18 protein-coding genes and 1 pseudogene are annotated in these 20,982 nt (G+C 49.8%); 17 read left to right on the forward strand and 2 right to left on the reverse strand.

Going from position 1 to position 20,982, the window contains the following annotated elements; all coding sequences use genetic code 11:
- The first annotated feature begins 5 nt into the window (after positions 1-5).
- The 8 genes from DHAF_RS07855 to DHAF_RS07890 all read left to right on the forward strand — a co-directional run bounded on the left by DHAF_RS07855 (position 6) and on the right by DHAF_RS07890 (position 9,951).
- On the forward strand, positions 6-4,145 hold the full coding sequence (locus DHAF_RS07855; RefSeq protein ID WP_015943523.1) for a DEAD/DEAH box helicase: 4,140 nt from the start codon (positions 6-8) through the stop codon (positions 4,143-4,145).
- A 165-nt stretch (positions 4,146-4,310) separates the two neighbouring features.
- Complete coding sequence (locus tag DHAF_RS07860; RefSeq protein WP_005809674.1) at positions 4,311-5,198, forward strand: LysR family transcriptional regulator; 888 nt, start codon at positions 4,311-4,313, stop codon at positions 5,196-5,198.
- Positions 5,199-5,399: 201 nt separating this feature from the next.
- Positions 5,400-5,774: a CidA/LrgA family protein gene (locus tag DHAF_RS07865; protein WP_005809673.1), complete on the forward strand. Its 375-nt coding sequence runs from the start codon at positions 5,400-5,402 to the stop codon at positions 5,772-5,774.
- Complete coding sequence (locus tag DHAF_RS07870; RefSeq protein ID WP_005809671.1) at positions 5,775-6,467, forward strand: LrgB family protein; 693 nt, start codon at positions 5,775-5,777, stop codon at positions 6,465-6,467.
- A gap of 505 nt (positions 6,468-6,972) precedes the next feature.
- Complete coding sequence (locus DHAF_RS07875; protein WP_015943524.1) at positions 6,973-7,665, forward strand: FadR/GntR family transcriptional regulator; 693 nt, start codon at positions 6,973-6,975, stop codon at positions 7,663-7,665.
- Positions 7,666-7,700: 35 nt separating this feature from the next.
- Positions 7,701-9,020, forward strand: a complete 1,320-nt coding sequence (locus DHAF_RS07880; RefSeq protein WP_015943525.1) for a CynX/NimT family MFS transporter — start codon at positions 7,701-7,703, stop codon at positions 9,018-9,020.
- On the forward strand, positions 9,017-9,433 hold the full coding sequence (locus DHAF_RS07885; protein WP_015943526.1) for a 2-thiouracil desulfurase family protein: 417 nt from the start codon (positions 9,017-9,019) through the stop codon (positions 9,431-9,433). The genes DHAF_RS07880 and DHAF_RS07885 overlap by 4 nt, the downstream gene beginning before the upstream one ends.
- Positions 9,434-9,573: 140 nt before the next feature.
- Positions 9,574-9,951, forward strand: a complete 378-nt coding sequence (locus DHAF_RS07890; protein ID WP_005809664.1) for a metal-dependent transcriptional regulator — start codon at positions 9,574-9,576, stop codon at positions 9,949-9,951.
- On the opposite strand, the gene DHAF_RS07895 is transcribed toward DHAF_RS07890, so the two are convergent.
- A complete protein-coding gene (locus tag DHAF_RS07895) occupies positions 9,939-11,342 on the reverse strand; it encodes an MATE family efflux transporter (protein WP_015943527.1) in 1,404 nt (467 codons plus the stop codon). The genes DHAF_RS07890 and DHAF_RS07895 overlap by 13 nt on opposite strands.
- Before the next feature lie 358 nt (positions 11,343-11,700).
- Between DHAF_RS07895 and rlmD the strand changes: the two genes are divergently transcribed.
- The 5 genes from rlmD to DHAF_RS07930 all read left to right on the forward strand — a co-directional run bounded on the left by rlmD (position 11,701) and on the right by DHAF_RS07930 (position 18,022).
- On the forward strand, positions 11,701-13,041 hold the full coding sequence (gene rlmD / locus DHAF_RS07900) for a 23S rRNA (uracil(1939)-C(5))-methyltransferase RlmD (RefSeq protein WP_015943528.1): 1,341 nt from the start codon (positions 11,701-11,703) through the stop codon (positions 13,039-13,041).
- An 818-nt stretch (positions 13,042-13,859) separates the two neighbouring features.
- Complete coding sequence (locus DHAF_RS07915; RefSeq protein WP_015943529.1) at positions 13,860-15,200, forward strand: TrkH family potassium uptake protein; 1,341 nt, start codon at positions 13,860-13,862, stop codon at positions 15,198-15,200.
- Between the two features lie 11 nt (positions 15,201-15,211).
- Complete coding sequence (locus DHAF_RS07920; RefSeq protein ID WP_015943530.1) at positions 15,212-15,862, forward strand: potassium channel family protein; 651 nt, start codon at positions 15,212-15,214, stop codon at positions 15,860-15,862.
- Positions 15,863-15,901: 39 nt separating this feature from the next.
- Positions 15,902-17,323, forward strand: coding sequence for a sensor histidine kinase (locus DHAF_RS07925; protein ID WP_015943531.1), 1,422 nt, complete (start codon positions 15,902-15,904; stop codon positions 17,321-17,323).
- A 3-nt stretch (positions 17,324-17,326) separates the two neighbouring features.
- Positions 17,327-18,022 carry a response regulator gene (locus DHAF_RS07930; protein ID WP_011461351.1) on the forward strand — a complete coding sequence of 232 codons (696 nt, stop codon included), beginning with the start codon at positions 17,327-17,329 and terminating at the stop codon, positions 18,020-18,022.
- A 186-nt stretch (positions 18,023-18,208) separates the two neighbouring features.
- Here the strand turns inward: DHAF_RS07930 and DHAF_RS26360 are convergent.
- Positions 18,209-18,541: pseudogene (locus DHAF_RS26360) on the reverse strand (IS110 family RNA-guided transposase); the annotation flags it as partial.
- A 322-nt stretch (positions 18,542-18,863) separates the two neighbouring features.
- Here DHAF_RS26360 and DHAF_RS07935 point away from each other — a divergent pair.
- The 4 genes from DHAF_RS07935 to DHAF_RS26050 all read left to right on the forward strand — a co-directional run bounded on the left by DHAF_RS07935 (position 18,864) and on the right by DHAF_RS26050 (position 20,668).
- Complete coding sequence (locus tag DHAF_RS07935) at positions 18,864-19,493, forward strand: class I SAM-dependent methyltransferase (RefSeq protein ID WP_005809641.1); 630 nt, start codon at positions 18,864-18,866, stop codon at positions 19,491-19,493.
- A 184-nt stretch (positions 19,494-19,677) separates the two neighbouring features.
- Positions 19,678-20,103 carry a VOC family protein gene (locus DHAF_RS07940; RefSeq protein WP_015943532.1) on the forward strand — a complete coding sequence of 142 codons (426 nt, stop codon included), beginning with the start codon at positions 19,678-19,680 and terminating at the stop codon, positions 20,101-20,103.
- Positions 20,104-20,106: 3 nt separating this feature from the next.
- Positions 20,107-20,484, forward strand: coding sequence for a hypothetical protein (locus tag DHAF_RS07945; protein ID WP_005809638.1), 378 nt, complete (start codon positions 20,107-20,109; stop codon positions 20,482-20,484).
- A 10-nt stretch (positions 20,485-20,494) separates the two neighbouring features.
- Positions 20,495-20,668, forward strand: coding sequence for a hypothetical protein (locus tag DHAF_RS26050; protein ID WP_015943533.1), 174 nt, complete (start codon positions 20,495-20,497; stop codon positions 20,666-20,668).
- Positions 20,669-20,982 lie beyond the last annotated feature (314 nt).

Here is a 20,982-nt window from a genome sequence, read left to right on the forward strand (position 1 = left end):
TGCCCATGTCCGAACCTTCACTGGAAATCTTTAATAAGCTGACGGAGCGCTGGTTTACCAACGCCCTCGGTGCGCCCACGGCAGTTCAGGAGCAAGCCTGGCCGGTGATTGCCGCCGGCCGGCATACGCTGGTATCCGCCCCTACCGGTACCGGTAAGACCCTGACGGCATTTCTGGTCTTTATCGACAGATTGCTGGAACAGGCTGCAAGGGGGGCTTTAAAGCAAGAGATGCAACTCATCTATATCTCTCCTCTGAAATCCCTGGCCGGTGATATCCGGGAGAATCTGCGCCGCCCCCTGGAGGGAATTCTGGCGGAAAGGTCAAAAGCAGGTGCCCCGGCCGGTCCGGAGCTGCACATCGGCATGCGCACCGGCGATACCCCGCAAAAAGAGCGGAACCGGATGATTAAAACGCCGCCCCATATTCTGATCACCACCCCCGAATCCCTTTACCTGATGCTGACCAGCCAATCCGGGCAGAAAATCCTGCGCACCGCCCAGGCGATCGTCATCGATGAACTGCATGCCCTGATCGATTCCAAGCGGGGGGCGCACCTGATGCTGTCCGTGGCTAGACTGGACAGGTTGTGCGGCCGGCCGCTGCAGCGGATTGGCTTATCGGCCACCATCGAGCCTTTAGATATCGCCGCCCGTTATCTTTCTCCCGATCCGGTGACGGTGATTGCCCCTCGGATGGAAAAGCAGATCCGCATTGAAGTGACCAGCCCCTTATCCGATCAGCGGGTGGCCTTAAAGGATACGGTCTGGAAAGAGCTGGCCAAAACGGTCTATGCCTATTGCGGCGGTGCCGGCAGTGCCATTGCCTTTGTGGAAGGTCGGGCTTACGCGGAAAAGCTGGCCTATTTTATCAATCAGCTCGGGGGAGAGGGCTTTGCCCGCACCCATCATGGCAGCTTAGCTAAGGAACAGCGTTTTGAAGTGGAGCAGGCTCTGCGCAGTGGGAGTCTGAGGCTCTTGTGTGCCACTTCCTCCATGGAGCTGGGCATCGACGTGGGGGAGATCGATCAGGTCTTCCAGATCGGCTGTCCCCGTTCCATCTCCAGCACCATGCAGCGCCTGGGCCGGGCCGGACACAATCCCAACCGGACCAGCGTCATGCACATGTTTCCCAGGGAAGGGGTGGAAGGCCTCTATTGCGGACTGACTGCGGAAGTGGCCCGCCAGGGGGGAATCGAGTACTCCCGGCCGCCCCGGCTTTGCCTGGACATTCTGGCCCAGCATCTGGTATCCATGGCCTGCGGCGACGGTTATACGGTGGAGGATGTGTTGGCCCTGCTGCCCCGGGCTTATCCCTTCCGGGAGGTAAGGGAGGAGGATGTACGGGCAATCCTGGGCATGCTGGCGGGGGATTACGAACATGAGCGGGATATCCCTGTCCGCCCCAGAATCATCTATGACCGGCTCCATGGCCAGGTCCGGGGGGATGCCTACAGCCGGATGCTGGCCGTCAGCGCGGGAGGAACCATCCCGGACCGGGGGTTATACGCCTGCCGGACGGAAAGCGGAGTTAAGCTGGGGGAGCTGGACGAGGAATTTGTCTTTGAATCGAGGCTCGGGGACCGGTTTTTGCTGGGCACTTTTGCCTGGCAGATTGCCGGCATCTCCAAGGACACTGTGACTGTAACCCCGGCCACTACAGCCGGGGCCAGACTGCCCTTTTGGCACGGGGATCTGAAAGGACGGAGGCTGCGCACCGGCCTGGCCTTTGGTGAGATTTTCCGCCGGCTGACCCAGGCGGCTCAATCAGGGACCTTGCTCAAAGAGCTGAAAAAGCTGGGGCTGGATGAGGCTGCCGCCCAAAGCGCTCTGGGCTTTCTCCAACGCCAACTCCAGAGTACCGGCAGCCTGCCCGATGACAAAACCATGATCATCGAGCATTTTAAGGATGAAAGCGGCAACCATCAGCTGATGGTCCATTCCGTCTTTGGCCGCCCGGTGAATGAGCCTCTGTCCCTATTGGTCAGGGAAGTGGCCGCCCGCCATATGGAGACCACCATCAATGCAGTGGCCGATGATGACGGCTTTCTGCTCTTTCCTTATGACGGCAGTCCCCTGCCCCAGGGCCTGCTCCAAGAGGTGGTGCCGGCTACCGCCCGGCGGATTGCAGCCGCTTTGCTGCCGGCCACCCCCCTCTATAATATGAATTTCCGCTATAACACGGCCCGGGCTCTTTTGATGGGAGTAAAAGGCAATCAGCGCCAGCCCTTGTGGATTCAGCGCATGCGCAGTGCGGAACTCCTCGCTTCTCTGGTGGAGCAGGAACAGCATCCGCTGATCCGGGAAACCAGGCGGGAATGCCTGGAGGACTACTGGGACTTGGACGGAGTCGAATATCTCCTGGAGGGCATCCGGGCAGGAGATATCCAGGTTCGGGAGCTGTATCTTGATGTCCCTTCACCTATGTCCCTGACCCTGAGGCGGCAGACGGAAGCCGCCATGATGTACGATTATGCGCCCACGCCCCAGCCTATTCATCAGGCCATAGAGTCAGCTTTAAAGAAAGGGGAGGGGATTGAGCCGGCTCCGGAGCAGCTGGCCCGCGTATCCGAGCGGACCAGACTTCCCCAGGATGCGGACCAGCTCCATGCCTTGCTGATGATGGAAGGGGATCTGACGGCGGGAGAACTGGAGGTCCCCATTGAATGGCTGGAAGCTTTGGCGGCCGAGGGGCGGGTTCAGTACATCGAGCCCGGCCTGTGGATTGCCGCCGAGCAGGCCCAGGACTATGAGGAGGCTTTATCCGGCCGGGATTTACAGGCCGGCCAACGGCTGGTCCGCAGGCTGCTGCGCTACCGGGGAGCCCAATCAGCCGAGCAGGTGGGGGAACGTTACCTGTGGCCTGTGGGGAGGGCCCTTGAGCTTCTGGCCTTGCTTTGTGCCGAAGGAAAAGCGGTGGAGCAGGAAGGGCTGTATTACCATGGGGAGCTTTATGACCGGGCCAGAAAGGCCACGCTTAAAAGCCGCCGTCAGGTAACCACTTTGCCGGCCGAGCGCTATGCCGCCCTGGTGACCAGCCGGATGCAGATTTCAGCCCCCGCCGCCGAACAGCTGGAGACCGCGCTGAAAACCCTCAGGGATCAGCCCTTTCCGGCGGAAGCCTGGGAAACTATTCTGCTGCCTGCCCGGGTGGGAAATTACCGTCCGGAGCTGATGGATGCCTGTCTGGCCGGCGGCACCTTGTTCTGGCGGCTCAGTCCCGATGGGGGACTCAGCTATCACCTGACTGCTGACATTGACTGGGAGGCGGATCTGTCCGGGACCCTGGAAACCTTAACAGGCAAGGAAAAGGTGATCTATCAGGCTTTGTTGAATTATGGAGCCAGCTTTATGCAACGGCTGAACGGACTGGTGGAAGGCTCCCCCTATGATACCCTGATCCAACTGGCAGCCCGAGGGCTGGTGAGCGCGGACAGCTTTATTCCCGTTCGCCAGTGGCTGGACCGGGATAAGCTGCAAAAGAATACGGCAAGACAGGCTCGGCAGCGGGTGAACGCCCGGATGAGAATTCTGGCCACCGGGCGCTGGGAAGTGATCCGCCCGCCTAAGGCCCTGAGCGTGGAAGAGCAGCTTGAGCGCAATTTTGACCGGGCAGTGATCCTTTGCCGGGAAACCATCCAGGGAATGGGCTGGAGCACGGCCCTGGCAACCCTGCGCATCTGGGAATATACCGGCCGGGTGCGCCGGGGCTACTTTATTGAGGGGCTGTCGGGAATCCAGTTTATCCGGGAGAAGGATTATGCCGGTACCATGCTTACCCTAACCCAGCCTCGGGATCAGATCCTCTGGCTGAACGCCGGCGATCCGGCCCAGCCCTGGGGCAGAAGCCTGCCTCACCAGCCGGACAGGAAATTTCACAATCTGCCCGGAACGGTAGTGGCCTTGCGCACCGGTGTGCCTGTGGCCGTGCTGGAACGGCAGGGCAGGAATCTGCGGATTTTTGCGCCCGAGCATCTGGCTTCAGCCCTGGAGGCTTTCGTCCAGGATTATGCCGGACGCCGGGTCTTCCCGGCCCAGACCCGGATTGTCGTCAAGGACTATCCGCCGGAAGCTGCCGCAGCCCTCAGTGCTGCCGGCTTCAGCCGTGAGTTGCTGGACTATGTGTTCTACCGGCCTTATCGGTGAGTGGGAATGCAAACGGAATAAATAGTAACATAAGTGTCTTTTGGTTTCCCAACGAAACTGAAGGGCGCTTTTTATTTCCCGAAGGAGATGATAAAATGTCAGCAAAAGCGTTAAGGATAACGCTGATGAGAGTTGGGCAAGGTTCAGGCGTTGGGGAGGTTTACTATGGAAATCAAGCATTTGGAGTATTTTGTTGAAGTAGCTCGTCAGAAGAGTTTCAGTAAAGCCGCGGAAAAATGTCACGTTACCCAATCAACCATCAGCAAATTGATCAAGGATCTGGAAGGGGAACTGGGTACTTCCTTGTTCAACCGGACATCCAAATATGTGCAGTTGACGGATACAGGGGCTATATTTCTCGATCAAGCCTTGGAGATCGTAACCAAGTTCGAAAATTTAACCCATGAATTTCAAAACCGCATTAAACTGGAACGAGGAAAGATCGCCATTGGCCTGCTGCCCATTACCGGAACCACCTTATTTGCCGAATTGCTGGGAGAATTTAAAAAGAAGTACCCGCAAATAGAGATCAGCCTTTCTGAGCGCGGGTCGAAGAAAGTGATCATGGATATTTTAGACGGAACCTTAGATGTGGGAGTGGTCTGCAGCGTGCCGGACAGTCAGTATTTTGAATCCTTTGCCTTTGCTGAAGATCCCTTATATGTTATCGTTTCCGTTCGCAATCCCATCAGCAAATTGGCATCCATCGATCTCAAATCATTAGCAGATGAGCCCTTTGTTTTATATTCCAGCGAATTCAGCTTGCATGACGAGATCATCAGCAAATGTAAAAATGAGGGCTTTGCACCGAACATTATTTTTGAGACCTCTCAGTTTGAACTGATGACCCAGATGGTTGCCGCCGATTTGGGAATCGCTTTCCTGCCGGGGGCCGCTTGCCGGGAGATGGACCCGCGGCGTTTTGCCGTTATACCGGTGACCAATCCCCAGATTATTCACCAGATGTTTATCATTTGGAAACGAGGACGCTCCATGTCCCATGCGGCTAATTTATGGCTGCAGTTTGCCGCCAGGTTCTTTGTCAAAAATTGATTGGCTTGGGGAAATATGTGTAGTTAAAGGCTTTTACCTATCTTAGGGAGGAAAAGTCTTTTTTATTTTTCAGGGAATAATAGTGCAGATTCCTGACTTTATCTATCTATTAAATAGATAGATTTGATGACAACTATCTATTTTACAAATGAAAAGAATGACTCTATAATCGTATATAGAAAGAGAAAGAGGTGAGAGTTCATGGCTCAGGGGTTGCGTTTTATCCTGCAGATTGCTTTGCTTTGGGTAATCTATCAATTGGGAAATTGGGTAGCGGCAAAAAGCCATCTTCCCATTCCGGGAAATGTTTTGGGTATGATTATCTTATTTTTGTTATTGCTGGCGGGAATTGTTAGAATGGAATGGATCGAAGAAGGAGCAGATTTGCTGCTTAAACATCTAGCTTTTTTCTTTATTCCCATTGCCGTAGGATTGATGCAATGGATTGGCCTGTTCCAGTTAAGCGGCGTCCAGCTTTTAGTGTCCATTGTTTTGGGCACGGCAGTATGTGTTATGGTTATGAACTCAGTGACCGCCTTGCTGGTCCGGTTTTGTTCACCTAAAGGAGGAGTTTAAATGAACCTGTTGTTTGTATTGATGATGATGGCTATTACGGTAGGCGCCTATGCCTTCAGCCGTTTCTTAAGTAAGCGTTATCCCAGTCCATTGGTCAATGTGGTCTTCCTGAGCACCGCCTTAATCATCGCCGTTTTTTGGATTTCCGGCATCACAGTGAGCCAGTACCAGGATACCAAGGCTATTTTGACTTACCTGCTGGGGCCGGCCACAGTGGCTTTGGCCATTCCCCTCTACCGGAGCCGGGAGGTATTAAGAAAAAATATCCTGCCGGTGGTGGGCGGGATCGTGGTGGGAACGACGGTCAATATCGTTACGACGGTTTTGGTGGCTGAATGGTTAGGGCTGGATAAGCTCATTGTGACCTCCTTAGTGCCCAAATCCGTGACCGTGCCCATTGCCGTCAGCGTCTCCGGTATCTTAAGCGGCGATCCGACCCTCACTTCGGTTTTTGTCATTGCTACCGGCATCATTGGGTCCTTTATGACCCCCGTTTTATTAAATCTGTTCAAAGTGACCAATCCTCTGGTGCGCGGATTAGCCTATGGAACGACGGCCCATGGTCAGGGCACAGCTTCGGCTCTGGCTGAGGGAACGCTTCAGGGTTCCATGTCCGGGGTGGCCATGGGAATCGCCGCCATTTATATGTCGGTGGCTGCTCCGTTTTTAGTCCATAATTTATTAAGTTTGTAAAGGTCTGCAAATGTTGCACCGGTGCACCATTTGAAAACCATCGGCAAGTGAATCTGAAAAAGTAATTTGAAAAAATGATATACTATAGAAAACACAATAAAAAGAAAGGTAAGGAAAGGAAGCTGGTTCTTCATGAGCAGGGCCTTTGTAAGTGAAAACGATGGTTGGTACAGGTGTGCCAAGCATAGGGAACATTGCATGATGGCTGACGAAAAAGGGCATTGCCTTCTTGACCATTGCCAACACTACCCGGAAAAAGACAGGAAAGAGGAAAACAAATTTCCTGAGCAAAACAAATGAATTGAGGGCGGCAGCCATGACTTAACCTAATAGCCAGCCAATCTCCAGTAAGCAAAAACACCTCTATCCAATACTACGGATAGGGGTATTTTCAATGGTCCGGAGCATCATTCATCTCCTCAAGCCTTTACTTGACAAAAGAGACAAGATTCTTTATAAATATACTATAAACCAATCATCCTACGTTTGGAAAGGAGGAGCTTCGGTGTCCATTCAGAAAGCGAGCAGATCCACATTAGTGGGGCAGGTAACTGCCCAACTGGAGCATATGATCGAAAGCGGACAATGGCAGATTGGTGAAAAAATACCTGCGGAGCCGGAATTGATGGATAGGTTTGATGTAAGCAGAAATACCCTAAGAGAAGGAATCCAAGCCCTGGTTCATGTCGGGTTGCTGGAGACCCGTCAAGGCATCGGGACTACGGTAAAAGCCAACAGTAACTTTGCCCTGGCCTTGGCAAAGAAAGTTCAAAAAAGCAATCTTTATGAAACCTTAGAGGTTCGCTTAGGATTGGAGAGAGAAGCCGCTCAGCTGGCCGCCGGGAAAAGAACGGCAGAGGATTTGCAACACATTGAAGCTTGCCTTGAACTTTGCAAAGAAGCGGCCCAAAGCCATGAATTGGGCCGATTTATAGAGGCGGATACGGCTTTTCATAAATCTGTGGTAAAAGCCACCCATAATACAATGTTTATTGAAATGTACGAGCACATTACCGATGCTTTACAGCGTTCGGTGGATGAGGTTTTGCGAATCAGAAATCCTATCAATTATGAAAACGAAATCCATACCAATCTCTTTCAAGCAATTCAAGCCGGCGACTCCCAGCTGGCGTTAGATAGCGTCAATCATTATCTGGAGGATGCTAAGAAGTCTCTGAGTCATTTGATCAATGAATAAAAGGAAAGTATGTCATTTAAGGAGAAAATAGAACAATGAATCAGTTAAGCACTAAACCAACACAGCATTCATCTTCGCCAAATAGAACAGTCCTGATCTTGATGCTGGGAATCGCCCTGCTCGCAGCCAATCTGCGGGCACCTTTGACTTCAGTTGGACCTTTGGTCAGTTTAATGCGCGACAGCCTGCATATTTCCAACACCTTAGCGGGTATGATGACTACCTTGCCCCTGTTTGCCTTCGCTTTGTTTTCTCCCCTTGTTCCCGGATTGGCCCGCAGATTTGGGATGGAACGGGTGTTGTTTGGCTCCGTTGTCATTCTTGCCGCTGGAATTTTACTGCGTTCCTGGTCGGGAAGTTTCGGCTTGTTTCTGGGAACGGCAATTCTGGGGCTTTCCATCTCAGTGGGCAATGTATTAATACCAAGTCTGATAAAAAGAGAGTTTCCCAGACAGGTCGGAGTGATGACAGGTGTCTACACCGTTTCCATGAATACCTTTGCGGCACTGGCCTCCGGTATCAGTATTCCCTTAGCGGTGGGCTTGGGCTTAGGATGGACCGGGGCGTTAAGGATTTGGGCGGTACTTAGCCTGATCGCCATGTTCTGCTGGATTCCCCAGTTAAGGCGGAACAGCCAAGGAAGCTCAGCTGCCGGAGAATCCATCACTAGGGAGGCCAAAGCAGAAACCTATAGACGCTCTGAAGAAGTTAAGCATAGGAATAGGGCGCAGGGAGCGGACGCCAAAAGCATAAACATGTGGAAATCGTCTTTGGCCTGGCAGGTCACCTTGTACATGGGGCTGCAATCCATGGTGTTTTACTGCATGGTTGCCTGGCTGCCGGACATTTTAATTCAGGCGGGGATGAATTCAGGCCAAGCAGGCTGGATGCTTTCCCTTATGCAGCTGGCACTGATCCCCATGACCTTTGTGGGCTCTGTTCTGGCCGGGCGCAAGGCCAGTCAGCATTCATTGGTGACTTTCGGTTCGGTGTGCGTGATCATAGGGCTTGCGGGGCTGCTCCTTTGGGGCGGGTCAGGGCTGACCTTATTATGGATTATCATATTGGGAATTGGGGGAGGATTTACCTTCAGTCTGGCGATGATGCTCTTCAGCCTGCGCACGGAAAATGCCGACGAAGCGGCCAGGCTCTCCGGGATGGCCCAATCGATTGGCTATCTCCTGGCTGCCTTCGGGCCTATGTTTTTTGGGTATCTGCACGATCTAACCGCTAACTGGACGATGCCGCTGATCATTCTGATCGCCGTCGCTGTTCTCTGCTGGCTTACCGGTTTTTGTGCATCAGGTGATCGGTATATCAGTGCAACTGTGAAAAATAGAGGGGGGCGATTATGAAGATACTGGTAAGCTCCTGCCTGCTGGGACACAACTGCAAATATAACGGCGGCAATAATTTAAACCCCAAAGTAGTCAATTATCTAAAGGACAAAGAAATTATGGAAATCTGCCCGGAGATAATGGCGGGAATGGGAACCCCCAGGGCCTGTGCAGAGATGGTGGCGGGGAAAATAAGAGACGAAAATGGAGCCGATGTGGACGCGTTATATCGCAAAGGAGTGGCATTGGCCTTAAGGGCTATTAAGGATGAAGAAATAGACTTCGCCATCCTGCAATCACGAAGCCCGACTTGTGGGGTAAGGACAATATATGATGGGAGCTTTACCGGGAAGCTCATTGCAGGTCAGGGACTATTTGCTCAGGCATTAAGGGATGCGGGATATCGGGTGATGGATGCCGGGGACTTCTGAATAATTAAAAGCCCCGATTTTTCAAGACAGAAAATCGGGACTCTAGTGTTTCTGTTCTATAAATATTTATGCAACACGATAAATTGGGACAATCTCTTTTGCTAGTAATGACCTGGAACTGAAAAAATGAGGGGTGTAAAATGACAAAACTGACCTTTACTATGGAAAATTATTTGGAGGCAGTCTACGAACTTTCAGAGAAAGGAAGCGGTGCCAGGCTATCCGACATAGCCGAGCGGCTCAGCGTTACCAAAGCCAGCACCAACAGAGCCATGGCAACCCTCTCTGAAAAGGGCCTGATTACCAATGAAAAGTATGGGGAGATCTTTTTAACTCCGGAAGGACGAAAACTGGCCAAGCTTACCTCCAATAAGCATCGCATACTGGAAAAGTTTTTTACTCAGGTTCTGAAGCTGAACGCCGATACGGCCGGCGTGGATGCCTGTGCTATCGAACATGTGATCAGCAACGACTCCATACAAGCCATGGAGAAATTTCTGCGTAATTATAAGGAATAGGCTATACTTTCCGGCTTATCGGAGCGGGCTTTTTGCCGCAGCTGGGAAAACTCTTTGCGCACCATGAACAGGGTCCAGAGGATGATGACGGCGTCAATGGCCAGTGAGCCGTAATAAACCCCGGCAACGCCGATTGCTTTGGGCAAAAAGATCATGACCGGAACGTAAAATACCAACTGCCGGGCGATACCGATCATGGCCGCCGGCTTGCCTTTATCCACAGATGGGAAGAGGGTCATGGCCATAAAGATAAAGGACAGCACCGGCAAAATGGCCATATACACTCTGAAGTACAGGAGATCTGCACCGCTGAAGGCTGCATCCTTCATCATCAGGCCCAGAATGGGACCGGGGATGGCGATGGATAAAAACCAGAAAGGCAGCGTCAATACCAGAGCAGTTACGGCGAAGATCTTGTAGGAACTGATCACCCGCTCATATTGCCGGGCACCGTAATTGATGCCGATCACCGGCTGCAAAGCTCGCATCAGGCCAAAAATAGGGGTCAGCAGGAAAGTGAAGATGCGGTAGACCACACCGTAGAAGGCCACATCCCACGTTGTGCCGTATTTGGATAAGGCGTTGAAGACGAATATAGCCTGAACCAGGCTCATGACACTCATAATCAGGGATGAAGCCCCCAGCCGCAGCACGGAAGTTCCGATTTTTTGATCCCAGCGAAGGGAAGCCAGCTTGGAGTGAAAGGTTGCCCAGCCTTTGCTGAAATAAAGCCAGCTGACCAGGGTGTAGACCAACATGCCGATATTGGTTGCCCAGGCCGCCCCTTCAACGCCCCATTGGAATACCACAATGAACAAATACTTAAAGATTACGTCCACGGCCAAGCCGAAGCCCATCATCACAGCGGCTGTTTTCATTTTACCTTCCGCCCGGATGATCATATTGCCGGCCAATCCGTATACCCAGAAGAAGGCGCCGTAAATCGTAATGCGGAAGTATTGATCCCCCAGTATGAGAGCTTCACCCCTGCCGCCCATCATAGCGATCAGCTGGGTGGAGAAGGCCAGGCCCAGAAGCATGTATACAGCGGTGACGATGATCGAAAGTAAATTGACATTGCCCAGCAAATGTTCCTGGGTCTTTCTGTCTTTGGCACCCAGGGCGATGCTCAAAACCGAGCCGGCACCGACTCCGATCAGAGAGCCGAAAGCGACGCTGATCTGTGACAGAGGATAAGCCACAGAAACCCCGGCCAGAGCGGCTTCGCCCACGTACCGACCGACGAAGAAGGCATCCATCACGGAATTCATACCGTATAACACCATGGCCACAATCGCCGGCCAGGATAAATCAGCCATAACCTTCCAGAGGTTTCCGGATAAAATAAAATGCTTTTGCTTTTCTTTTTCCTCCACTAATGTAGTATCCATTTTTAAATTCTCCCTTCTCCATCTAAAATGAAACCCGCTTCTGTGAAAGCGCAGCGGGGGTTCTCCTTAGTTAGATTGATCTAACTTCGGGGGTAAAAAATTTTTGTACCCTCCTTCCTGCAATCTGATTTATGCTGCCCGGTTGCTCAGTCATTGCGCCTTGTTTCGCTATTGCGTCCCTGTTGTCAGTAGAGAATGATAACATTGCTACATAACGATGTTATATAACAATGTTATGATAACGCTGTTATCTTTCTTTGTCAACAGAAAAATGAGGATCATTCTCACATCTCTAATTGGACAGAGGGGTTTCTTTTGGTTTACAATGAACTGGAAATAGTGTGGGGGAGGCAACTCTGTGAGCAAAAACTCAATGGATACAAAACCTATGGTTAAGAAATCGGCCGATACCCATCGTCCGATTACTATAGAATGTCTGCGCCTTTCTTCAGATGGCTCCGGGGTGGGATATCATGAAGGAAAAGCTACCTTCGTTTCCGGATTACTGCCGGGGGAGACAGGGCAGATTCGCATCGTGGAAGAGAAAAAGAACTGGCAAAGAGGTCAACTGCTGAGCCTCTGCAAAACCTCGGCAGAGCGAATCGAACCACCCTGTTCGGTGTTCGGCCGATGCGGCGGTTGTCAGCTGCAGCACCTCAATTATGCCCAGACCCTGCTCTGGAAAAAGCGCTGGGTAGAAGATGCTCTGACCAGGATTGGCAAAATCCCTCTGGAAAAAGTCAAAGTCCATCCAACCTTGGGTATGGATGAACCCTGGCGTTACCGGAACAAAGCGCGGCTTCATCGCGGAGAGGGGAATACGCTTGGCTATTATCAGGAAAAAAGCAAAGCGACAGTTCCCTTCACCGATTGCCTTCTGATCAGTGAATCGATGAACCGGTGGGTCCGGGAAGCCGAGGCAATTCTTGGCCAACAGGATAAAAATCTCTTTCCTGACCTGAACGCGCTGACCTTCCGGGAAAATTCCCAGGGGGAAGGGATGTTGATTCTGGACTCTTTGAAGGATGTCCGACAGGCTGATGTATGGTCAGAGATGGGCGGGGGAACCCACTCGGTTTGGGGTATCAACAGTTCGGGTGAGCCGGAGCGAATCGCTGGTCAAAAAGAATTTACCGAGGATGTGCTGGGGGCTAGGTTTAAGATCTCCCCGCTGGCCTTCCTGCAGGTGAACCCGGTTCAAACCCGTAAACTTTACAACAAAGTGCTGGACTGGGCGGAACTTTCCACCGAGAAAGTGGTCTGGGATCTTTACTGCGGAATCGGAACCATTACCCTGGCTTTAGCTGCCAAGGCCAAAAAGGTCTGGGGAATTGAAGAAAACCCCTATGCCGTGGAAGATGCCAGGGAAAATGCCAAGCGCAACAGAGTGAATAATGTGGAGTTTATGGTCGGCAAAGCGGAGGACACCTTTCAGCAGATCGGAGACTATCCCCATATCGTAGTCCTTGATCCGCCCCGGGCCGGAGCCCACCGGAAAGTGCTGGAGGGATTGCTGGAGCTAAAGCCAGAGCAGATCATTTATGTTTCCTGTGATGCGGGGACTTTGGCCCGGGATCTGGGGATACTGCAGAACGGTGGGTATAGGGTGGTAGAGGTACAGCCGGTGGATATGTTTCCCTGGACAGTGAGTGTGGAGAGCATAATAGTGATGACGTATAGTGGTCAAAAGGGCAAATAAGACGGTTCAGATACCATATATAGCGTTTTGGGCCTATTCTATAGATGACATAGCCCCATCTCGCAAACAACTGAATATAGAAACACAACAAAAGGAGCGGGCATGTTTTCACAATGAAGATATGCCTTTTTTACGTATCACAAAGTATAAGTTTTTTGGGGATCCTCCTTTACTTGAATACGTGGAAACCGCCCGCATGATGGCATAGTCAATTCTTCCTTTTGCTAAATGGGCAAATCTTTTTTGCAAATATTGCGATTGCGGATGAGAATAAGATAATGGCGCCTACGAAAAGAACAGCTATGCCCCAAATCGCCGCTGATTCCCCCGCAATGATCCCATCCGGATTGAACAGGTGAAGAATGTGGCATACTTTGCGTTTTCCAGCTCTTTTCCGGTATTGGCCATCATCTGTATGATGAACGCCAATGCCGGAATACCTCACCCTGGCTAACTGAGAAGGACAGATCGAATACCCCCCGGCCTTTGCTGTAATCTCTGGTTAAAATCTTAATTTCCAATTTGCTCATTACAAATATTCTTTCCTATTAAGATTCCTTTTTCAGTAAATCTATCATTTTTGATCTTATAACCATTTTTTTCAAAGCAGGAATAAGCGGCGTTTATACAAAATTAACACAAACCGGAAGCATATTTGCACTATGTTTATGTCCGGTTCGTTATACTATTGTCATAAGGGAGGTGTCTGCATGATTGTCCTCCTTATAGTTGTTTCAGTTGGCATAATACGGTAATACTAAAAAATGGTTTTTCTGTAAACCAGATACTCGCTTGCCTGAGAGGTTGATAATAACATTATGATGTTTTTAGGGAAATTCAGAGCCAATTCCATACAGATGATCGCGCTTGGTTTTGCCGGTATCATATTGATAGGAACGCTTCTTCTATCGCTCCCCGCCGCCAGCAGGGACGGAGCTTCTCTCCCGTTTATCGATGCTTTGTTTACTTCCGCTTCCGCCACCTGCGTGACAGGGTTGGTTGTGCATGATACATATACGCAATTCAGCCTGTTCGGCCAGATCGTGATCTTATGCCTGATTCAAATCGGCGGATTGGGTTTTATGACGGTGGCTACTCTCTTTTTGATGATGGCCCGGCGCAAGATCGGTCTTGCGGAACGGGGTGTTTTGACGGAGTCGGTCAGCGCTTTTCAAATAGGCGGTATTGTGCGATTGATTCGACGCATAATCATCTGTACTGCGATAGTTGAGGGCATGGGTGCGATATTGTTGGCTATTCGCTTTTGTCCTCAGATGGGTGTAGCGACAGGCGTTTATTATGCCGTATTCCATTCGATATCCGCCTTTTGCAATGCGGGCTTTGACCTGATGGGAAGATTTGCCCCATACACATCTCTGATACCTTATCAGAGCGATGTGCTGGTCAATCTGACGATTATGACGCTGATCGTCATCGGCGGACTTGGGTTTGTGGTCTGGGATGATATCATGGAGCACAAGCTGCGTTACGTACGCTATAAGCTTCATACCAAGATTGTTCTGCTGTCGACGGCGTTTTTAATTATCGGCGGCGCAATTCTGTTCTATGCCATGGAACAGGGCAACGTGCTCGCGGCGATGCACCCGATCGATAAGCTGCTGGCCTCGCTCTTCCAATCGATCACGCCAAGAACAGCCGGTTTTAACACGGTGGATACTGCTGCGTTAACTGAAGGCGGCACGGTTTTGTCCATGCTGCTGATGTTAATCGGAGCATCTCCCGGTTCTACAGGCGGCGGTATCAAGACGACCACCATCATGGTCATCTTGCTGGCGACGATATCCTACATCAGGAATACGGACGACATCAATATTTTCCACAGGAGATTGGAGAACAATACGATCAAACGGGCCTATTGCAGTACGACAATATACATTATGTTATCGATTTTGGGCATATTTTTGCTCATTACTACGCAGGGATTGCCTGTGAAAGATGCGGCTTTTGAAACGCTGTCGGCCCTTGGCACGGTAGGGCTGTCCACAGGGATCACACGAGAATTGGATACGCTGTCACGCATGGTCATCATACTGCTCATGTACAGCGGGCGCGTAGGCAGCCTGACATTGTTAATGGCTGTAATGATGGGAACGAAATCGAAGCTTAGAAATCCGGAAGAAAAGATTATCATCGGCTAGGGAGGAAGAACATGAAAACAGTATTGATCATCGGCATTGGCAGGTTTGGAAAGCATTTGGCCACAAGGATGACGGAGCTTGGCAATGAAGTCATGATCGTCGATAAGGAAGAGGAAAAGATAAACGACCTGCTGCCCTGCGTCACGCGTGCCCATATCGGCGATTGTATGGATGAAAAGCTGCTGCGTTCTTTGGGCGTAAGCAACTTTGACATATGCTTTGTATGCATCGGCGATAATTTTCAAGCGTCTTTGGAAATCACATCGTTGCTGAAGGAGTTTGGAGCAAAGTATGTGGTATCAAAAGCAGACAGAACGATTCATGAAAAGTTCCTGCTGCGCAACGGAGCCAACGAGGTCATTCATCCCGAGCGGGACGTGGCGCTGAAGGCCGCACGGAAATATAGCGCGCGCAATGTCCTTGACTATTTTGAATTGGCAGAGGATTTTTCGATCTTTGAGATCGAGGTGCCGGATAACTGGGTAGATAAAAGCATTAAACAGGTAAATGTCCGTTCCAGATATAATATCAATATCATCGCTATAAAGAAAAACGGGAAAATAATCCCCGTTACCAGCGCCGAGCATGTTTTTATGAAGAACCAGCACCTGATCATCGCAGGAAATACGAAAGACTGCTCCCGTATACTGGATATGAAATAACGTTAATTATGTACTCTGGCGAAGGGAGGTTATGGACTCGTGACGATAAACAGGAAAAACAGAGAAATCTCCCGTTCGGTAATGAAGGTGCTGGTTGTACTGACGTTATCCCTGTTAGGTTCGCTCCTGATCGCCAGACTTGGCGCAGGCAGAGAAAGCATACTCATGATGTTTCTGCTTGGCGTTCTGTTTGTAACGATACTGACCAATGGATATATTTATGGCATTGCTGCATCCGTGGCCGGCGTGGTATTGTTCGATTTTTTCTTTACGGAGCCACGTTATGCCTTTTTGATCTACAGTGCGGTAGACGTGATGCTGTTGCTGTTCTTTCTTGTAACCGCCGTTGTTTCGGGCACGATCACCTCCCGCCTGCAAAAGCAAATAAGCATTTCCCATCAGAGCGAGCTGACGGCGAGGTTGCTCTATAAAGTGGCCGAAGATTTCCTGCATATCACAGGAAAACGCAATATCATTCTGCGGGGAATTAAGTACATCTATGATCATACAGGATATGCAAGCCGCGTTATCCTGGACGGGGATGATCAGGAATATTTCAGCGAACAGTATGCCCAATCAGATATGGAAGGGCTCACAATTCCCATACAAGGCGTTGCAAAGCAAATGGGATCGCTCACCTTATATTGCGGAAGGGATGAGTTGACCTTCCAGCAGGAACTGGTAGTAAAAACCGTGGCGACACAGCTTGGGGCCGCGTTGGACAGAGAGTACAGCTATCGTGAACGGGAAGAAATACGGGTCGCTATGGAGCGGGAGCGCTTGCGCAGTACGCTGCTGCGTTCGGTGGCCCATGATTTGCGTACCCCGCTCACGGCGCTCACCGGTGCAAGCTCGCTGCTAACGGACAAATTTGAGCAATTATCGCTTGAAGAGCAAAAAAAGCTGGCCGCCGACATTAGCGAAGAAATGATCTGGCTGGCCAATTTTGTAGAGAACATATTGAATATGACGCGTATAGGAGAAGGCCAGCTTTTTTTGCACAAAGAGGACGAGGTTGTGGATGATGTTGTGAACGAAGCGACTTCTCATATGTCTCGAATTCTGCAAAACAGACATTTAGAGGTTTCGTTGCCCAATGAGGTGATTTCATTACCCATGGACGGCAAGCTTGTCGTGCAGGTTCTTGTAAATTTACTGGACAACGCCGTCAAGCATACACCCCTTGACAGCTGTATTGATCTTAAAGTAGGTATATTGGGAAATGACGTGGTATTTGAAGTCTGTGATAATGGAAATGGCATTGCCGAAGATATCATGAACAGGCTGTTTGATGGGTTTACAACCCCAAAAAACAATATTATTGATGGAAAACGCGGAATGGGGCTGGGTCTTGCAATTTGCAAGGCTATTGTAGAAGCTCATGGCGGAGCGATCCGGGCGGAAAATCAGCCGGCCGGAGGCGCCCGTTTTGTGTTCTCCCTTCCAAATGGAGGTGAATAAAAAATGACGGATGAACTCACTGTGTTGCTGATTGAGGATGATAGGTATATTTCAAACTTCGTCGCGGTTTCCCTCAAAAAGGAGGGCTATAAGGTCACGGTTGCCGAAAGCGCGGATGAAGGGCTGTTTTTATTTACATCCAATCATCCGGATATGGTATTACTGGATCTCGGACTGCCGGATAAGGACGGGCTGGTGGTCATCAGAGAAATTCGCGGCTTTTCCGGTACGCCAATACTTGTGGTATCGGCAAGAGAGCAGGAAAAAGAAAAGATCGAAGCATTGGACTTGGGAGCGGACGATTATATTACGAAACCTTTCCATATGGGCGAGCTGCTGGCGAGAATCCGCGCGGTTAAGAGAAGGCTCCAGCAACAATTGGCGCCTCCATCCCTATCCGTTTTTTCCTGTGATTACTTAACGGTGGATTATGAAAAACGCAAAGTCCTCGTTGATGGGAATGAGGTCCATTTAACTCCGATGGAATACAAATTGCTGCAGCTCATGATTGCCAACAAGGGGAAGGTTCTGACCCACAACTATATCGTTAAGGAAGTATGGGGCTATAGTGAAACAGGCGATACGAAAACTATCCGGGTTTTTATGGCCAATCTGCGGCGTAAAATAGAGAAGAACATTGCAAAGCCGCGATTTATACTGACTGAAATCGGGGTCGGCTATCGTTTTGTCGACGAATAGCGCCGCCGATGAGGCCCGCTTCGGCGCAGCGCTTAACCACGGTATTGAAAGTCGCCCGAAACACTTCCGTATCCTTGAAGCGGCGTCTGCGTTTTTGAGAGAAGACGGAGTGATCCGGAACCTTATCTTCTTTGGCATTCTCAAGGCATGATAAACAAAAAAGGAGAGGCAGTTGATTTGGAATGACGCACTTTTTCCAAAAACGTCGGAAAACACATCATCCAATTTGATATTGGAAACCGTCAGGCAGTTTTGAGCACGGTTCTTTTCTCCGGTGGAAAAGTTGGTCAGTTTGTTCCGATAGCGCATCAAATCCCGAAACTGGCGAATCTCTGCCGGAGGGATAAAGCTGCCGGACACCAAATCGTGCTCTATCGGTTTTTTTGCCGCGAATGGCCTTGACATACTTGGGTGGGCGAGGACGATTTTGCAGTCGGTTTCGAGGATATTGTAAACGGGAGTCCAATAGTTTTCGGCCGATTCCATACAAACATCCTTGCAGTTGTTTGCCAAAAGCCACTGGTTTATCCCATAAGGGTACAATGATGGAAGGATTGGATAGTGTCTATCGGTGGTAATTGTAGAAGGATTCTTATGAAACTATTTTGTGAGTGTAACTTAAGTTTTGAGACCAAATATATGTTATCAGGTTGACCTGAACATATGTTTGGTCTTATTATTATATTATGACAATAGTTTACAATATTTTAAAGGTACAAATGCCGAATTATGTTTTTCATAACTGTTTTTCGCCCCGGGAGTTTGAGGAATTTGTTCGTGATGTTTTAGAAGTGGAGCTTAGCCTGGACGATTAAATTTCAGGTCAAGGGAGTAATTGACTATGCGCAACAACAAAAAATTTTGGGACCGGTATTCCGGGCTGTATGACTTCGAGATTAATCGGTTTAACAAAGCGGCATACGAAGAAATGTACAGTCTGATGTCGGAAGTGCTGAGAGCCGATATGCGGGTTTTGGAAGTCGCCACCGGAACCGGTTTGATGGCCCTTGGCATAGCCAAATTTGTCCGGCAAGTTGAGGCGACGGACTTCTCCCCCAAGATGATTGAAACCGCAAAAAAGAAAATTGCTCCGGCAAATGTTAGATTTTCCCTCGAAGACGCTACGGCGTTATCCTTTGCGAATGACTCGTTTGATGCGGTCATCATTTCCAATGCCTTGCATATTATGCCAGACCCCGAAGCAACCCTTGCGAGTATCCGCAGGGTACTGAAACCTGACGGATTACTGATCGCGCCGACCTTTGCCCATGGGCACCTGAAAAACTCTACCTGGAATCTGAACGCCAGAATACTGAAACTTATCGGGTTTGAAACTTACTCGAAGTGGACACCGGAGGAATATACCGGGTTTATTGAGAAAAATGGTTTTTCTGTTGGCCGGCGGAAAGTATTAAGAGCCGCCTTTCCGCTTGTCTATCTTGAGGCGACTAAAGTCAGTCAATCTTTATAAAATTAGAGCAAATGAAAAGCTCGGATCTAAAAGTACAGCAGAAAATTAACTGGATGATAAACGTTGTTGAGATCCGGCTGAAAAAGATTGCTCGTTAGAAATATTGGGAAAGAATAAGAGGATGAGACTCTGTTTCGCAGTTACTACCTGATTAAGCCAAAGGCAAAACAAAGGAGAGGAAACCATGATTACACCTTACCTTACATTCAACGGGAACTGCAAAGATGCGCTGAATTTCTACCGCGCCGTCTTCAATTGTGACGAACCAAAAATTCTGCCCTACGGTGACTATATGCCGGAGGGCTCAAAGACGCCGCCTGAATTGCTGAGTACTTGGGTCATGCACGCTGAGATGATCGTCTGTGGTACGAACGTCTGGTTTGCCGATGAAGCTGCACCACCCAAGAACGGTGATAACATCAAGCTAACCGCCACGGTACCTACGGGCAAGGAAGCGACGGCTATCTTCGACGTGCTTTGCGTGGGTGGCGAGGTGACGCTCCCGCCGACCGAGACCTTCTACAGTGTGTTCCATGCCGCAGTAAGAGACAAATTTGGCGTGAACTGGAACGTCGTCGCTGAGGAAGGACCAAAGCAAGTGAAGGGATGAAGAATGAATAACGAGGAACTAAAACATAAGATACACTCTATGGCAAGCAGTACACTAACGGAGGAGATTTACATATCTCCTGTAGGGCTGCTGATGAAAATCGGAGTATTATCTGCCAAAGATTATGAAGATTGGCGGTGCGGCCGTGTACCGTACCTTGAAAAGGTATGTAAGGCCAACTTGAGGAAGTTGTCATTTATTATGAAAGAACTGAGGGCATATGCTCTGGAGAATCAGTTAAAGCCTTCATGGACAGCATATAACCGGTGGGGTGTAAAAGGCAAAAAAATCCCCTTGCGTTTTAGTAAATCCGGAGATGCCCTTATAGAAAAAGCCTATGCTACACATTATGTTGCCAATACTGCTAATAATGTGAGATGAAACAGAAGATATGCTGAAACCGAGTGAAGTTAAAAAAGCGGCAAAGATGATAGAGGCTGACAATTTCAGATTTCGTTCCTTCCTGAAGAATCGTGCCGATGAAGAGGAACTGGAAAAAGCAGCGGGATACATGAAGCTAACAGCTGATCAGTTCAAAGAGTTCTTTCTGGATTCGACGAAGTAGGGTATAATTATCAAACCAAGCACCGGCCCTGTGATTTTCTGGCTGAAGATGGGGAATGTAAACTAGGTGATGTGAAACCTGAAAGCTGCAAGACGTATCCGTATACAAACCAGCCGGAAAGGTTAGAGAGTCTTTACAGTGTGTTGAATGTGGTTGAAGTGTGTCCGGTAGCTTTTGAGATATTGGCAAGATCCGGTCAGCCACTGGCGCTATACGTGGCGGAGCTCTCCGAGGCCATCTTGAAAATCCGCCCTTTTTAAAAATCAGGAAGCAGGCTTCGCGATTTTCCAAACTGCCGAATTTTAAGGAAGGAA

It is taken from the genome of Desulfitobacterium hafniense DCB-2, from assembly GCF_000021925.1.
GTDB lineage: Bacteria > Bacillota > Desulfitobacteriia > Desulfitobacteriales > Desulfitobacteriaceae > Desulfitobacterium > Desulfitobacterium hafniense.

Coding starts and splice junctions, on each gene's coding strand:
- DHAF_RS07945 (WP_005809638.1), top strand. CDS start 20,107: ATGAATAACGAGGAACTAAAACATAAGATACACTCTATGGCAAGCAGT.
- DHAF_RS07865 (WP_005809673.1), top strand. CDS start 5,400: ATGGCTCAGGGGTTGCGTTTTATCCTGCAGATTGCTTTGCTTTGGGTA.
- DHAF_RS07880 (WP_015943525.1), top strand. CDS start 7,701: ATGAATCAGTTAAGCACTAAACCAACACAGCATTCATCTTCGCCAAAT.
- DHAF_RS07895 (WP_015943527.1), bottom strand. CDS start 11,342: ATGGATACTACATTAGTGGAGGAAAAAGAAAAGCAAAAGCATTTTATT.
- DHAF_RS07935 (WP_005809641.1), top strand. CDS start 18,864: ATGCGCAACAACAAAAAATTTTGGGACCGGTATTCCGGGCTGTATGAC.
- DHAF_RS07915 (WP_015943529.1), top strand. CDS start 13,860: ATGATGTTTTTAGGGAAATTCAGAGCCAATTCCATACAGATGATCGCG.
- DHAF_RS07860 (WP_005809674.1), top strand. CDS start 4,311: ATGGAAATCAAGCATTTGGAGTATTTTGTTGAAGTAGCTCGTCAGAAG.
- DHAF_RS07870 (WP_005809671.1), top strand. CDS start 5,775: ATGAACCTGTTGTTTGTATTGATGATGATGGCTATTACGGTAGGCGCC.
- DHAF_RS07855 (WP_015943523.1), top strand. CDS start 6: ATGTCCGAACCTTCACTGGAAATCTTTAATAAGCTGACGGAGCGCTGG.
- DHAF_RS07920 (WP_015943530.1), top strand. CDS start 15,212: ATGAAAACAGTATTGATCATCGGCATTGGCAGGTTTGGAAAGCATTTG.
- DHAF_RS07930 (WP_011461351.1), top strand. CDS start 17,327: ATGACGGATGAACTCACTGTGTTGCTGATTGAGGATGATAGGTATATT.
- DHAF_RS07890 (WP_005809664.1), top strand. CDS start 9,574: ATGACAAAACTGACCTTTACTATGGAAAATTATTTGGAGGCAGTCTAC.
- DHAF_RS26050 (WP_015943533.1), top strand. CDS start 20,495: ATGCTGAAACCGAGTGAAGTTAAAAAAGCGGCAAAGATGATAGAGGCT.
- DHAF_RS07940 (WP_015943532.1), top strand. CDS start 19,678: ATGATTACACCTTACCTTACATTCAACGGGAACTGCAAAGATGCGCTG.
- DHAF_RS07885 (WP_015943526.1), top strand. CDS start 9,017: ATGAAGATACTGGTAAGCTCCTGCCTGCTGGGACACAACTGCAAATAT.